Origin of the sequence: Maribacter sp. UBA3344 (assembly GCF_002362375.1) — a bacterium.
Lineage (GTDB): Bacteria > Bacteroidota > Bacteroidia > Flavobacteriales > Flavobacteriaceae > Maribacter > Maribacter dokdonensis.
The window spans coordinates 82,337-96,680 of the sequence record NZ_DERI01000017.1; the positions used below are offsets into that span (position 1 = coordinate 82,337).

The 14,344-nt window shown below is 34.2% G+C and carries 17 protein-coding genes; 8 read left to right on the top strand and 9 right to left on the bottom strand.

Annotation, left to right across the window (positions count from 1 at the left end):
- Window positions 1-29: 29 nt before the first annotated feature.
- Window positions 30-563, bottom strand: coding sequence for a hypothetical protein (locus B2Z27_RS11530; RefSeq protein WP_286813766.1), 534 nt, complete (start codon window positions 561-563; stop codon window positions 30-32).
- Window positions 564-611: 48 nt separating this feature from the next.
- Complete coding sequence (locus B2Z27_RS11535) at window positions 612-1,043, bottom strand: DUF6789 family protein (RefSeq protein WP_286813767.1); 432 nt, start codon at window positions 1,041-1,043, stop codon at window positions 612-614.
- A gap of 202 nt (window positions 1,044-1,245) precedes the next feature.
- Here B2Z27_RS11535 and B2Z27_RS11540 point away from each other — a divergent pair, with 202 nt between their 5' ends.
- From B2Z27_RS11540 to B2Z27_RS11565, 6 genes are all read left to right on the top strand, one after another.
- On the top strand, window positions 1,246-1,506 hold the full coding sequence (locus tag B2Z27_RS11540) for a SemiSWEET family sugar transporter (RefSeq protein WP_286813768.1): 261 nt from the start codon (window positions 1,246-1,248) through the stop codon (window positions 1,504-1,506).
- Window positions 1,503-2,024: a DUF421 domain-containing protein gene (locus B2Z27_RS11545; protein ID WP_286813769.1), complete on the top strand. Its 522-nt coding sequence runs from the start codon at window positions 1,503-1,505 to the stop codon at window positions 2,022-2,024. The genes B2Z27_RS11540 and B2Z27_RS11545 overlap by 4 nt, the downstream gene beginning before the upstream one ends.
- A gap of 247 nt (window positions 2,025-2,271) precedes the next feature.
- The gene (locus B2Z27_RS11550; protein WP_232231319.1) at window positions 2,272-2,514 is read left to right on the top strand and encodes a four-helix bundle copper-binding protein; all 243 of its coding nucleotides are present in this window, start codon (window positions 2,272-2,274) and stop codon (window positions 2,512-2,514) included.
- A gap of 21 nt (window positions 2,515-2,535) precedes the next feature.
- Window positions 2,536-3,393, top strand: coding sequence for an SDR family oxidoreductase (locus B2Z27_RS11555; protein ID WP_286813770.1), 858 nt, complete (start codon window positions 2,536-2,538; stop codon window positions 3,391-3,393).
- 15 nt (window positions 3,394-3,408) lie between these two features.
- Entirely contained in the window at window positions 3,409-3,852 is a 444-nt protein-coding gene (locus B2Z27_RS11560; RefSeq protein ID WP_286813771.1) for a response regulator, read from the top strand.
- Between the two features lie 185 nt (window positions 3,853-4,037).
- A complete protein-coding gene (locus tag B2Z27_RS11565) occupies window positions 4,038-4,481 on the top strand; it encodes a response regulator (RefSeq protein WP_286813772.1) in 444 nt (147 codons plus the stop codon).
- Between the two features lie 233 nt (window positions 4,482-4,714).
- Here B2Z27_RS11565 and B2Z27_RS11570 read toward each other — a convergent pair whose 3' ends face one another.
- From B2Z27_RS11570 to B2Z27_RS11600, 7 genes are all read right to left on the bottom strand, one after another.
- Window positions 4,715-5,707, bottom strand: a complete 993-nt coding sequence (locus tag B2Z27_RS11570) for a helix-turn-helix transcriptional regulator (protein ID WP_286813773.1) — start codon at window positions 5,705-5,707, stop codon at window positions 4,715-4,717.
- Complete coding sequence (locus tag B2Z27_RS11575; RefSeq protein WP_156894535.1) at window positions 5,698-5,859, bottom strand: hypothetical protein; 162 nt, start codon at window positions 5,857-5,859, stop codon at window positions 5,698-5,700. Before B2Z27_RS11575 ends, B2Z27_RS11570 begins: the two co-directional genes overlap by 10 nt.
- A gap of 106 nt (window positions 5,860-5,965) precedes the next feature.
- Window positions 5,966-7,897 carry a PAS domain-containing sensor histidine kinase gene (locus B2Z27_RS11580; protein ID WP_286813774.1) on the bottom strand — a complete coding sequence of 644 codons (1,932 nt, stop codon included), beginning with the start codon at window positions 7,895-7,897 and terminating at the stop codon, window positions 5,966-5,968.
- Between the two features lie 131 nt (window positions 7,898-8,028).
- Window positions 8,029-8,469 carry a response regulator gene (locus tag B2Z27_RS11585; RefSeq protein WP_058105352.1) on the bottom strand — a complete coding sequence of 147 codons (441 nt, stop codon included), beginning with the start codon at window positions 8,467-8,469 and terminating at the stop codon, window positions 8,029-8,031.
- Between the two features lie 36 nt (window positions 8,470-8,505).
- Complete coding sequence (locus B2Z27_RS11590) at window positions 8,506-9,039, bottom strand: helix-turn-helix domain-containing protein (RefSeq protein ID WP_286813775.1); 534 nt, start codon at window positions 9,037-9,039, stop codon at window positions 8,506-8,508.
- Between the two features lie 179 nt (window positions 9,040-9,218).
- Window positions 9,219-11,015 carry an alpha-amylase family glycosyl hydrolase gene (locus B2Z27_RS11595; RefSeq protein ID WP_286813776.1) on the bottom strand — a complete coding sequence of 599 codons (1,797 nt, stop codon included), beginning with the start codon at window positions 11,013-11,015 and terminating at the stop codon, window positions 9,219-9,221.
- A 129-nt stretch (window positions 11,016-11,144) separates the two neighbouring features.
- Window positions 11,145-12,797 (bottom strand): sensor histidine kinase, encoded by a 1,653-nt coding sequence (locus tag B2Z27_RS11600; RefSeq protein ID WP_286813777.1) that lies wholly within the window; start codon window positions 12,795-12,797, stop codon window positions 11,145-11,147.
- A gap of 354 nt (window positions 12,798-13,151) precedes the next feature.
- Between B2Z27_RS11600 and B2Z27_RS11605 the strand changes: the two genes are divergently transcribed.
- Complete coding sequence (locus tag B2Z27_RS11605) at window positions 13,152-14,012, top strand: sigma-70 family RNA polymerase sigma factor (RefSeq protein ID WP_286813778.1); 861 nt, start codon at window positions 13,152-13,154, stop codon at window positions 14,010-14,012.
- Between the two features lie 139 nt (window positions 14,013-14,151).
- Complete coding sequence (locus B2Z27_RS11610; RefSeq protein ID WP_071340352.1) at window positions 14,152-14,343, top strand: hypothetical protein; 192 nt, start codon at window positions 14,152-14,154, stop codon at window positions 14,341-14,343.
- The last annotated feature ends 1 nt before the right edge of the window (window position 14,344 follow it).

Consider the following 14,344-nt stretch of genomic DNA (forward strand, 5'->3'; position numbering starts at 1 on the left):
TTCTATATCATTTTATTATCTAACAGTAATTAATTATCATCTTCATTCTTTATAAGTGGATGATCCGTTCTGCCTAAACCAATTATCTTTATAATATTGATTATCGTATTATACAACATTAATACCACTACGATCAAGGCAGAACTTAATATTGCGCTTACACCAATAGTAATGTAATATATGGCATCAAAATAATTTTCCGGAATATTCTCACTTTCCGTGACAGGCAGATTAAACACCAAAAAGAACAACAAAGAGGCTATAAAAATTGCCGTATCCAGCTTTGCAATTTGCATAATGTGCAAGTAATGATCATTCTTCAGTTTAGAATTTGTCCCTGAACTCACACCTAAAAGGGTTAACATTAGCGCCAATATGGTTGCCGATGCTAGCACTATGGTATTACATAAGGTATTTAATCCGGTAAGGCTAGACTTTATTAAAACTTTAGCTTCATAACCGCTTAAATTTCCAAGCATAAAAGTACCTAAACCAATAAACCCTAAAGAGATCAAGCCGCCTATAATTGCGCGCTTTGTATAAAGTGAAATATCTATACTCATATTACATAAACAAATTAATACTGATTAGATTTTTTTATAAGTATCCCATTAAAACCTTGCGAATACCCATGAAACTGTAATACCGAAAATCATATGTGCAAGGATCAATTGCAAAAAGAAGTATGTCCAATTAATTTTTGGCGGGTTACTGTGATTACTAATTATCATTGACCACCCGGCAACACCTATGACCCCAAGTGCCAATCCAAAAATTAATCCCGTCCAAATGACAATATCCTTACTGAAATGGAAATAATAGGCGTACATAATGGCAGCCATACTAATGCCTATTAGAAAATGAATTAACCAGCCTAAATAATAATTATTATCCACATAATCTTTCATAGTCTTAGAAAGACCAATAAGCTGATTTAATAAATGTGCCTCGTTAAATTTGTGACCGCTCAACAATTCAACTACATGACTAAAGCCTGTCATAATCGTAGTTCCTATAATGCCAGCGCAAAATATAGTTAACATTTCCATTGCTGTTTTTATTTCGTTAAACTGCTCCTAGCATTAAATTAAATAATAATTGGTGCATACCATTATCTATATTTTTTTGAACAAACAATTACTTGTAATGAATTACTTTTTGGAGCTTAACGCCAGTACCTTCAATGATATGTAATGCAATTAATGACAGTTATGCATTTTAAATAACCAACAAATAATAAATGGCATGGAAGAAATTATTGGAATTTTCGCCGGCGTCTTTACCACCATTGCGGCAGTTCCACAAATTTACAGAGCTTGGAAAATAAAAAAGGTAGATGATGTCTCCCCTAAAATGTTTTTTATATTAATTCTAGGGGTCCTGCTCTGGACAGTATATGGTGTTATGAAACAAGATGCTCCAATTATTATTACCAACGGTATTTCAACACTATTGAACATCACCATGTTCATTCTCATTTTCAAATATAGAAAACAAGAAAAATGAAGGAATTATTTAACACCTCTTGGGAAACAGTAATGTTAATTTCAATCAGTGCATGTGGCATATATTTAGCAGTTATTGTTTTTACACGCATTACCGGAAAACGAAGTTTTTCAAAAATGTCAAGTTTTGATTTTGCAATGACCGTTGCCGTTGGATCAATTATTGCTACAACAATCCTATCTTCTTCTGTAAAAATGATCGAGGGTATAGTTGGCTTGGCAATGGTATATCTATTGCAAATAAGCATTGCATTTGCCCGAAGAAATAAAACTATACAGAATTTGGTAGATAATTCACCTTTATTACTCATGGATGGGGAGAAAATTATTGAATCCAATTTAAGAAAAGCCAAAGTTACAGAGAGTGATTTACGTTCAAAATTGAGAGAAGCCAATGTAACCGAACTCAGTCAAATTAAAGCGGTTATTTTTGAAACTACGGGAGACATTTCAGTTCTACATAAAAAAGATGATGCTCCTTTAGATTTATGGATTATGAAAGATGTGAAAAGAGAATAGCACCTCCCTTCTCATACTTACACCATTACAATTTAGTCCTAATTTGTGTCTTATTGCTATCATTATTTATCCATATGCTATACCGCACAATTTCCAATTAAAAGAGCAAATCAATTAAGTGCTCAAATTTTAATTTCAAGTAAGAAATTACAACATATTAAAATCTAACAAGATGAAATTAGCATATAAAAATTGCATAGAAGCCTGTAAAAAATGCTTTATCGATTGCCAAAACTGCATAGTTAACATGGCTGGTAAAGAAAGTATGAATGAGTGTCCAAATTGCTGTATTCAGTGTGTAGATACTTGCCTTAGCACCATTAAAATATTAATGGCAGATAGTCCTTTTTCTTCAAAACAAGCAGCGCTTTGCGCTGAAATTTGCGAATGGTGCGCAGAACAATGCCAACAACATGACCATGAGCATTGTCAATTGTGCGCAGAATCTTGCTTGGCATGTGCCAAAGAATGTAGAAAACTTGCAGCCTAATACGTATTTAAAACTAAGAACATGGAAAATATAACGATAGATAAAAATCAAGAACAGGCAAAACAACCTGGTAATGAATTCAAAATGAATCCTGAGCCACTTACCATACGTGAAAGCTACAAAGGCAGTGATAAATTAAAAAACAAAGTTGCACTGCTTACAGGTGGAGATAGTGGTATAGGTAAAAGCGTAGCGGTACATTTTGCAAGGGAGGGCGCAAAAATTGCCATCATTTACCTAAACGAGGAAAAAGATGCACTACAAACTAAAATTGAAATTGAAAATGAAGGTGGAGAGTGTCTTTTGATCAAAGGAGACGTTAAAAATGAACAGTTTTGCAAAGATGCTATTGATAAGACCATTTCTAATTTTGGAACCTTAAACTGTGTTATTAATAATGCGGCCATGCAATTCCCTACCGAGCATATTGAGGATATCAAAATAGAGAATTTGCATACCACTTTTGAAACCAACATCTACCCTTATTTTTATATTGTCATGGCTGCCATGAAACATTTAAAATCTGGTGATACCATTATCAATACGACATCTGTTACTGCATATAGAGGGTCTGAGCACTTAATAGATTATGCCAGTACAAAAGGAGCAATTGTTTCTTTTACCAGAAGCTTGTCAAAATCACTTGCAGAGAAAGGAATTCGTGTAAATGCTGTAGCCCCCGGACCTATTTGGACTCCTTTGATACCAGCTACTTTTGACGGTGAAAAACTAGAGAAATTTGGTAAAGATGTGCCGTTGGGTAGACCTGGCCAACCTGCCGAAGTAGCTCCAGCCTATGTGTATTTAGCCAGTGAAGACAGTAGCTATATGACAGGACAAGTATTACATATAAATGGTGGTGAAGTAATTGGCGGATAATTAATTGTATACATAATGATCAAAGATGAAGTGTTCCATATTTATATGGCAGAAGATGATATGGAAGATCAACAAATATTTAGAGATGCTATAGCTAGTTTGCAAGAAAATATAAATATTACCATGTTCTCAAATGGGTTAGATTTACTAAATGAATTGCAAACTAAAACTCTAAAGCCAAATGTTATTTTTCTGGATCTTTTTATGCCTCGATTGAATGGAGAGGAAAGTTTGACCGAAATTAGAAAGAGTACTGCCCTTGATGATATTCCGGTAGTTATATTTTCTAATCTGTACGATATTGACCGTATTTCAAATTTGTTCCAAAATGGTGCAAATAGATATCTCCATAAGCCTAATTCCTTTAAAACGCTAACATTTGCTTTAAAGAGAACTATAGAATCTATTAAAAACAACACTTTAGGGGGTACGGCGATAATAAACTATGTAGAAGAATAGTTACATAGTAGGATGATTCATTTTTTTTGACTCAAAAGGATCAATAAACTTTTAGGTATTGAGTTATTTTTAAAATCAATCGCATTATTGCACAACGAAGGCAAAAGCTAACTTGCAATTGAATTATCAGCACATATAGTGCATATTCAACCAAATAATTTTAGAGTACAAATTATTTACCGAACATGAGCAAACCAATTTTAAATGTTTTCCTGGCAGATGATGACAGTGATGACAGAACATTCTTTTCTGACGCCTTGCGCGAAATACCGATACAGACCAAAATATCGGAATTTAACAATGGTGTTGACCTAATGGCAGAATTACTATCTGAAACTGCGGCGCAGCCAGATGTAATTTTTCTAGATTTAAAAATGCCCATGATGGACGGATTTGAATGCTTGTCCGATATCCGAGATTTGGATAAATATCTTAATACACCGGTAATTATCTATTCAACTTCGTATCATCCTAAAGAAATTGACCGACTAGAGGAAATGGGAGCTTCATTGTACTTACAAAAACCTTCATCTTACAATCAATTAAAAACGCTATTACACAAATGTCTTCGTTATGTAAACAATGCAGAAGGAGATATCCTAGATAAAGAATTTGTAATCTCTATCTAATTCCCCTATTCATATTACCCTCCTCCTTTAAATTATATCAGAACACTTTTTTATTTATCAGTTTTTTTATTAATTGTTACACTAAACCAGTAATACCTAAATAGCACTTATCTGGCAAATATTTATTTTATAAAGCCAGATTTCGATTTTTGATACCACGTAATACTTCAGATTTTTCCAAAATAAAAAAGCCAGCTCATAGAGCTGGCTTTTTTATTTTTATATCGTTCCTCTTATGCAGAAAGGGATACGTTTCTAATATTCATTAAGTAAGCTTTTGGCGTACAATTAAATTTGTTTCTAAATATTTTAGAAAAATAACTTCTACTGGTAAATCCTATTGAATATACTATTTCAGAAATATTCATATCAGAAGTCTGAATTAGCTCTTCCGCTAAAATTAAACGTTCGTTTCTAATAAAATTAGTCACTGTCGTACCTTCCATCACTTTAAAACCTTCTTGAAGTTTGGTTGGCGAAAGACCGTATTCTTTACTTAAATCTGTAACGGTATAAGGGTACTCTGGCTTTCTCTTAATTGCATTCACTGCTTCCTCTATTCTTAAAAGCTCTTTTTTAGTCAACATTGAAGATACTTGTCCATCATTCTCCATGTCTTGCTTACAATGTAAAATCTCTAACGCAAGGGTAAAATTCACTATTCCTTCAATAAGTAGCTTTCTTACCAAGCCTACCTGCGTAATAGCTCTAATCTGCAATAATTGTTCTTTAATCTTTAAATTAAAAGTACCTATATGTGGTTCTCCATCTTCATTTAGAAAAGTTGCGAATAATTGATCATAAAGTTCTTGATGGTTATTATTATCTATTGCATTACCATCTTGAGTAACCTTAATAATAGATAAATTGGATTTTGAAGCTCCTCTCAACTTAATATTTATTGTATCGTTAGATCCACCTACTACAACGGTTTGCAAAGCCTCAACTTTTTGAGAATCGCTACCTTTTGTAAATCTAAAATTACCTTCTAAACAGTAAACGAAATATAAACTACGGTTTTCATCAAGCTTTAAATCAAAATTAAAATCTTGATTTAAATCCATGTCATATTCAGTATAAGATATACCTGATCCTAATGATACTGTTTGTATTCTACCTGTTCCCTTATCATTATCGTATTGAAGAATACGATCGCCTTGAAAGCTAGATATACTTCCACCTAACACATTGTTGAAATAACTTAATTGATTATGAACTATTTGCATGATAAATTGTTTTGAAGGTTATTATTTAACGCAGCCTCTTGTGCCTCAAAAGCATTTGATGAATCAGGAGTGCTACCTTTTACATTTGACGTTTGGTCATAAGAACTTTTTCGTCTTACGTTACCTACTCTAGCATATTGAAGATTATTCATAGGGACTTGCATTTCTTGTTGTTACAAAGATGCAGCCAAAGAAGAGTAAATGTGTTACATGATTTTTAGAAGCTGTTACACAATTTTAAGAAAGGCGAATTACGAACTATATTAAGGTAGGTAGGTAAACAATGAATTGCGCCCCTTTATTGATTTCCCCTTCGGCATGTATTACACCATTATGGGATTGAACAATTTTTTTACAAATAGACAACCCTAAACCTGTACCGGTAAATTCGGTTTTTCCGTGAAGTCTCTGAAAAATCTCGAATATTTTTTCTTGATACTTTTTCTCAAAGCCTATACCATTATCAATGAACTGTAATTTTACATAATTGATATTTGGTAGCAAAGTTTCTAAACTATCATTTTTGCCAGTAATAACACTACTTACAATCTTAATTTGAGGTTGAACCCCTTCCCTAATATATTTTAAAGAATTACCAATAAGATTAGCAAATAACTGTTCTAATTGAAACTGAATGCCGTTGACCACCGGTAAGTTTTGAGTAACAACTTCGGCATTTAACTCATTTATACGTTCACCAAGGTCTTCAAGTACGTTGTTAAGAACATCGTTGAGATCTACCCTTTTTGGTTGCTCATTAACCTCATCAATTTTTGAATATGAGAGAAGATTACTTATCAAATTTCGCATTCGATCAGATGAATATTTTATTTTATCCAAATATCCTTGTGAACGACTATTTAAACGACCTTCTTCTTCATCGTGTAATCGACTGGCGAACATTTGTATTTTACGCAAAGGTTCTTGCAAATCATGACTGGCCACTCTATTAAAAGCTTCTAGATCAGCATTGGTTCTCTTCAGCTCCGCATTTTTAATCTGTAAAACGGATTCTGCCTCTATTTGCGTGGTAACATCTCTTATAACGCCTACCATATACCATTTACCTTCTTTTTGGTAACACTCGCCAATAGTGTTCATATACTTAAGTTCATTAGACTTCGTATACACCCGAAACACTTGATCTGTCTTCGATTTCTTTCGTTTAGCCTCTTTAAAACTTGTCTTAACCTTTTCTATATCATTAGGGTGCAGAAAGGTCAATAAACGATCATACTGATTGTCAAACTCGTTAGGTTCATAGCCAAATAACCGGTACACATTATCTGAGTACTTAATCTGTTCTTTCTCTAAATTCCAACGAAAACTACCAATATTGGCCACATGTTCAGCCTCTGACAATAATCTGTTTTGTATGAAAAGTTCATTCTCATATTTCTTTTCTTTGGTTACATCTTTAGAAAATAAAATGAGACCATCGTTCATTTTAACAGCTCTAGTACTTAACCAAAATGAATCTTCCTTAAATATAAATTCCCTGGTATATTCTTTATTCTCTCCCGTAGCATAGCAGGTTTTCAATATTTCTATTACCCCGTTTTCAGAATTCTTTGGATAATATTCTAAAATACTTAGCCCTACAATTTTGTCGGCTTCTTCATTGGTAATTTCATCCATTCGATTATTTAAATAATCGATTCTAAAATCTTCAACCTCACCATCATTATTGAAAATAGGCTTTAAATAGCATATAATACTATCATTACTATCTAAAACGCGAACACCAAATAGATTGGAAATTTCCAATTCATGCGTTCTAGATTGTTTAGTACCCAACGGTAGTTTAGACTCGGCATCGGTAATATAACTCGGTTCCAACTCAGCAAGGGTAATCAAGAGCCCATTGTTAATGCACTTTGCATCTACACGGTAATTAAAAACCCCGTCATCTTTTTTAATAGATATATGTGTAGTACTTGGTTCTTTGGCAGTAAACACCTTATTAGCAACAGTTAGTATTCCATCAACATTGGAAAGTTCCCCAAAATTTAGGTCAGTAATCACTTCGGTTGTTTTGCCAAAAAAGTCAAGGGCTTTTTGGTTGGCATACTTTATAGTATACGCTGAACTTTTTGAAGTTACATCGGTTTCTGGTTCAATATATAGCAGTGCAGTGTTGAACCCGTCAACAATATCCTCAAAAAAACTGCCTACCATATTATTCACCATTATCTCCTACTATTTTTTATTTTAAGTTAATACACTGCGAAGTAACCGTTTATATTATGATTTGACTAGTGCTAAAACAAAAAAAGTTGCTCCTAATGAAACAACTTTTACCTATAAGACCTATTGAAAATTTAAATTTTCAATAAAAAATTCTCTTTCTTAAAATCATTTAGGTGGTATGCCCAATTCATTTTAACCACTTGTTTCAATGACTTTTTAAGCTCGCTGAAACTAGAAGGTTTTTTTATGTAAATGTTTGCCCCTTTTTCAAAGGTCTCCTCAATATCTCTTTCTGCAGAAGAGGTAGAATAAATAGCCACCAACAAATCTTTAAGATGTGGTGTATTTCTAATGGCTTCTAAACACTCAAACCCATTCATTATAGGCATGTTCAAATCTAAAAACACCAAATCTGGAGTATTCTTCGTATCACTAAGCAAAAACTCCATACAGCTTTTTCCATTTTCCAATTGATGCAAATCTGTATTAAGCTCTATTCCTTCTAACGCATCAGCAAAAAACTGTCTGTCGTCTTCGTCGTCATCTACAAGGAGTATCTTTAATTTATCCATTTCACTTTTCATGTATTGAAAGAAGAACCATTCTTCTTACTTTTTTCTAAACTTCAAGTATTGGGTAATTGTCAACCCCGTTACTTTTTTGAACTGATTCGATAAATGAGGTACACTACTAAAATTCAAGTCGTGGGCAATTTCGCCCAAACTTGCATTTTCTAAAAGCACTAACTCCTTCACTTTTTCAATGCGCACTAAGATATAAAAATTCTCAATTGAGGTGAATGTTTTACTAGAAAACAAGTTTGAAAGATATGGATAACTAAAACCCAACTGATTAGAAAGTAATTCTGATATTTTTACGTTTCTAATATCTCCATCATACACCATTTTCTTAATGTATATCTTGATTTCCTCAACGATATCCCTATTCTCCTTTGTTTGGATTTTTATTCCAAAACCTTTAAGCTCTTTAGAAATTGACTCAAGCTTTTCATTGCTTATATCTTCAGGTAGCTTAATAGTACCGTCTTCCAAAATTTCAAAATCAATCCCCGCTGCAACCATTGTTTTACGAAATACTTCACTAACCATTTTTTCAGGGTCGACTATGAAACTATATTCCATTTAAAAACAGTAATTAATTCGCAACAATTTAAGTTGTAAAAATATTATTTATATGAAACTTAATATAACAAAATACAATAAATATTGACCACTTTTGAGCCTATGGTGTAAATTAATTTTATTTGTAAGGTTATTACTAGAATTATTTATCGAACCAGTAGTTAAATACAGACCTACCGCTACTCCATGGTATAAATTAATGCTCCATACGCAGGTATATTCATTTTTCCAGTGAAATGTTTGGCGTCTGTGACTTTATCTACAAATTCTACGTCGGCAACTTCCATATTAGAAAATGCATTATCATAGATTTCACTCCCTGCATTGATTTTTAACATAAATGGTTGGCTCTCATTTAACCCAATACCATAGTCTTTATATTCTTGATTGCTGAAATTCAAAATAACCAATACCGGTTCTGTAGGGTCATTGGCATCAAAACGTTTGTAAGCTAAAATTTTGGTTTCGTTATTAACATGAAGAAAATCAATATGCTGGCTTCTTAGCCCTTTGCCTCCCGGCATTTCTCCAGTTCTCAAATGAATAATGTCACTTACCAAAGTTTCTATTCCTTCATGTTTTTCCAGTTTTCCCCAGTCTAAAGCTTCGGTGTCTTTAAAATATTCATCTTCAATAAACTCCTGTCCTTGAAAAAGCATGGGTATACCAGGTGCGGTTAGCGTTAATACCATTCCCAATATGGCTCTTTTCTTGGCAAAATTGCTCTCTGCATCGCCTGGCTGAATCTCTTCTGGCACCCTTGCTTTACCATTGGCTACCTCATCATGAGATTCTGTATAAACTACGCGGCTAAAGGCATCGTCACTGTACTTAAAACTTAGGGCTCCTACGATTTTTTCCAAATCCCTACCATCATCATGGGTATCTTCAATAACTTCCCTTACCGGATGCACAAAATTCATATCCCATTGTGAGCCATACATTAACCCACCGTCTTCAACGGCATCCGTCACCCTACTATCACCTTTCAAATCTTCTGCTATAGTCAAAACGTGAGGGTATTTCTCTCTAATCTCCATGTTAATATCGCGCATTAATATATTTCCTTCCTCTATTTCCGTATCATATCCCAATCCGCCACCTTCATAGCGTATGTATGAAGTAGCGTCCATTCGCAGCCCATCACAATGGTATTTTTCTATCCACATCAATGCGTTATCTCGCAAATATTGGCATACTTCCTCTCTACCATAATCTGGTCTGGTGTCTCCCCAAGGCGTATCGCTTCTGTGATCATTATAAAAGTATATACCGCCTTTGTCATTTTCACTCCAACCATCAAATTGCCACAGATCCACATCTGAAGGACCAAAGTGATTGTATACCACATCCATAATTACCGCAACTCCTTTTTTATGCGCCTCATTCACAAGTTTAGCAAAACCATCTGGTCCACCATAATCTTGTTCAATAGCAAATGGATGAGCCGGATTGTACCCCCAAGAAATTCCACCTGCAAATTCAGCCACAGGCAATAGTTCTATACAATTAATCCCCAAACCTTTTAAATAATCCAACTTTTCAATAACATCATCAAAAGTACCTACGGCATCTGGTGACGACCTGTTAAAAGTACCAACATGCAGTTCGTATATCACCAATTTATTCCAACTTGGCATTTTAAAACCGGTATCATCCCATTCAAAATCCAAAGACCTTATGACAGAATTTCCATTACTGTTTGTTACTTCAAACGCGTAAGGGTCATTCCTGGGCAATAGCTTACCATTATATTCAATAAAGTATTTGTATTCATCTCCTGAAGAAGCTTTATCCGTTACCACAGACCAGTATCCGTTTTCCTCTATCTCAAGGGGAATTTCGCTTTCAGACCAATTATTAAAGCTACCTGCCACAAAAACCTTGTCTGCATTAGGCGCCCATACTCTAAAGGTTACAGTACCATCATCTATGATAGCACCCATACCTGCCGATTTTGTTATAGTAGTATTCATATACCAAAAATAGACTGCATTTTTGGCTAACAATACTCTTAACGCACCATGCTTTAACTCAAAAAAATAAATTTTGAATAACCGCTAAATGAGATATTATGAAGTTAATTAATATTCTAAGATATTTGTTTATTGCTGCTTAGGAACAACTACAGTAAAAACGGAACCTTTGTTTAATTCGCTCGTTGCACCAATGTAACCAAAATGGTTCTGTACGATCTTTTTAACGATTGCCAAACCAATACCGGTACCCACATATTCTTGCTTGGTATGCAAGCGCTGAAAGACTTCGAATATTTTCTTAGAGAAATGCTCTTCAAAACCAATACCATTATCGGTAATGGTAATTTTCACATACTCCTTACCTTCCAATAAATTATCATCAATAATCTGTGCATTGGTTATAGTTTCCGTGTTAATGATAATAACAGGTGCAGTGTCATGCTTTACATATTTCAATGAATTAGACAATAAATTATAGACCAACTGTCTAAATTGAAATGGCACTACCTCCAATTCTGAAGAATTCAGCAAAGTAATTTTTCCGTTCTTTTTCTGAAGCTCTTCTCCTAAATCACTTTTTACGTCTTCTACGAGATTCTCCAATTCAATTTTTTCAAATACCCGTTGCTCGGTATCTGCCCGTGAATAGGATAATAAATCATTAATAAGAGATTGCATTCTAAAGGCTGCGGACTGTATTTTTTTAAACTTTGTCTTACCGGAATCAGACAGTTTATCATATTCTTTATCAAGTAAAATTTCCGTAAACATTTGAATCTTACGCAATGGCTCTTGCAAATCATGACTAGAAATATAGGCAAAGGACTGCAGTTCTTTGTTCATGGCTTCTAACTTAATATTGCTATCCGCCAATTCCTTGGTACGGTTATCCACTTCCATTTTCAACTCATCTGCAAATGATTTTTGCTTATCAATACTCATGGCCGTACCTACAAAGCCCACCATCTCTTCCTTTTCATATTTTGGAACTCCTAGCACTTTGAACCATTCATATTTACCGCTTGAATGTCTTTTGACCCTATACTCCAAGGCAAACTCGGTTTTATTCTCTACTGCATGTCCAAACCCGGCATAGATCAGATCCAAATCATCTGGGTGAACTACATCTACCCAAACCTGTCCCGTAAAATCTTCTTCCTTTTCTATACCAACATAGTCCAATAACGCGCGGTTGGCATATTGTATATTTATTTCCTTATCAGTTACCCAAATCCATACTGGCGAAAGATTTGCCAGCTCCCTGAACCTTCTTTCACTCTCCTTTAATCTTCTTTCTGCAAGTACGGTTTCTGTTGTATCTGTTACAATGACCAAAACCCCAGACACATCACCTTCTTCATCTTTTACCGGGCTATAACTAAATGTCCAATAAACGTCTTCTATTCTACCGTTTCTAAATATAGGTACCAGTAAATTTTCTCTCCATATGGACTCACCCTTTTCCGTAACAACTTTTAACATTGGTTCAACTTCTTCCCAAGCTTCATCCCAGGCCTCTTTTCCATTTAGTCCTAAAATTTTTGGATGTTTACCATCGTCACCTAAAATTGGCCTATAAGCATCATTGTAAAAACTTTTCAAAGTCTTTCCCCAAAACAATAACATAGGGAATGGAGAATTCAGTAGAATGTTTATGGTTGTTCTTAAACTCTGCGGCCAGCCTTCAGGAGGGCCTAAAGGTGTAAGAGACCAATCTTTTTCTCGCATCAACCTACCCATTTCACCACCATCATCAAGAAAATGAAATTTTTTATTCATAAGGGTTGCAAATAGAAGTTTCTAAAATTATGGTTATTGTATTCTTTACGTAAAAGCATTACAAGGTTAGCTAAATTAAACTAGCTATTACAAATTAAATAATTTACCGAAGAAAGTCTTGACTCAATAAAATAGAATTGCTCTTTATTAAGACCATGAGGATTGATTGAAACTTTGTGACTTTTACATTCCATTTTATAAAAAACCTTAAAATTGAAAATGTTAGAAAATCAGCAATTTTGACTCAAAAACAAGCAAAAAACCCTTTAAAATAGTCAAAAAAATCATAAAACAAGTCAATTTCTTGCATTTTAACTGAATTTTACTATGTTACTGTTTAACTAAAGTTATTCTATGCGACAATTAAAGATCACAAAACAAATTACGAACCGAGATGCCAAATCATTAGAAAAATATTTTCAAGAAATCAGTAAGATAGATTTAATTACTGCTGACGAGGAAGTAGAGCTGGCGCGAAAAATTCGTGAGGGTGATCAAAAAGCATTGGACAAGCTAGTGAGCGCCAATTTAAGGTTCGTAGTATCTGCCGCCAAGCAATATCAAAATAGAGGCTTACGCCTTACAGACCTTATTAACGAAGGCAATTTAGGCTTGGTAAAGGCTGCAAAACGTTTTGACGAGACTAGAGGATTTAAGTTTATCTCATATGCCGTTTGGTGGATCCGCCAGTCTATTTTACAAGCACTTTCCAAGAAATCTCGTATGATACGTTTACCTCAAAACAAAATAGCGGTCAGTTCTAAAATTTATCAAGTGTATTCAACCTTGGAGCAAGAAAACGAAAGACCTCCAAGTGCTGCGGAAATTGCAAAAGAATTGGATATGAGCGTTTCTAAAGTTAAGAGCTCTATGAAAAACTCCGGAAAATCCATTTCACTTGATGCTCCTTTTAAAGAAGGTGAATCCTCATCCCTTTACAACGTATTAGAGTCTACATCTCTGGAAAGACCGGACAAGGATGTTATGGCAGAGTCGTTGGAAACAGACATCAATCAAGTTTTGCAAAAAATTCCAGAAAGACAGGGCGATGTTTTACGCCTGTTCTTTGGCCTAGGGAACCAACCTGCTATGAGTTTGGTTGAAATAGGCGAAGTATTTGATGTTACCAGGGAACGAGTTCGCCAAATTAAAGACAAGGGTATAAAATCTTTACGCCGAACTTCTAACACAGAAGTATTAAGAGCCTACCTGTAAACCAAAGCTACATAATTAGCTAATCACCTTATACACAAACTATTATTAACACCCCTTAAAAATAGTATAACATAAGCTTAACACCTCTAATTTGTAGTTGGTGATGCTTATGTTATGTTACTGTTTTAAAAAAGAATACATGAAATTAATCTACATCAAAAGAGAAAGTAATATTAAAGAACTATACAGAACACGCACCGGACTTATGAAATCGAAAGTGACTTCGATCACCAAATATTTTATGGGAGTACCTATAAAAACCATTCACTCATACAAACAAATTTATCAAGGGCGTAAAAATAATGCCATTGAAAAAATGCTATTTATATAAT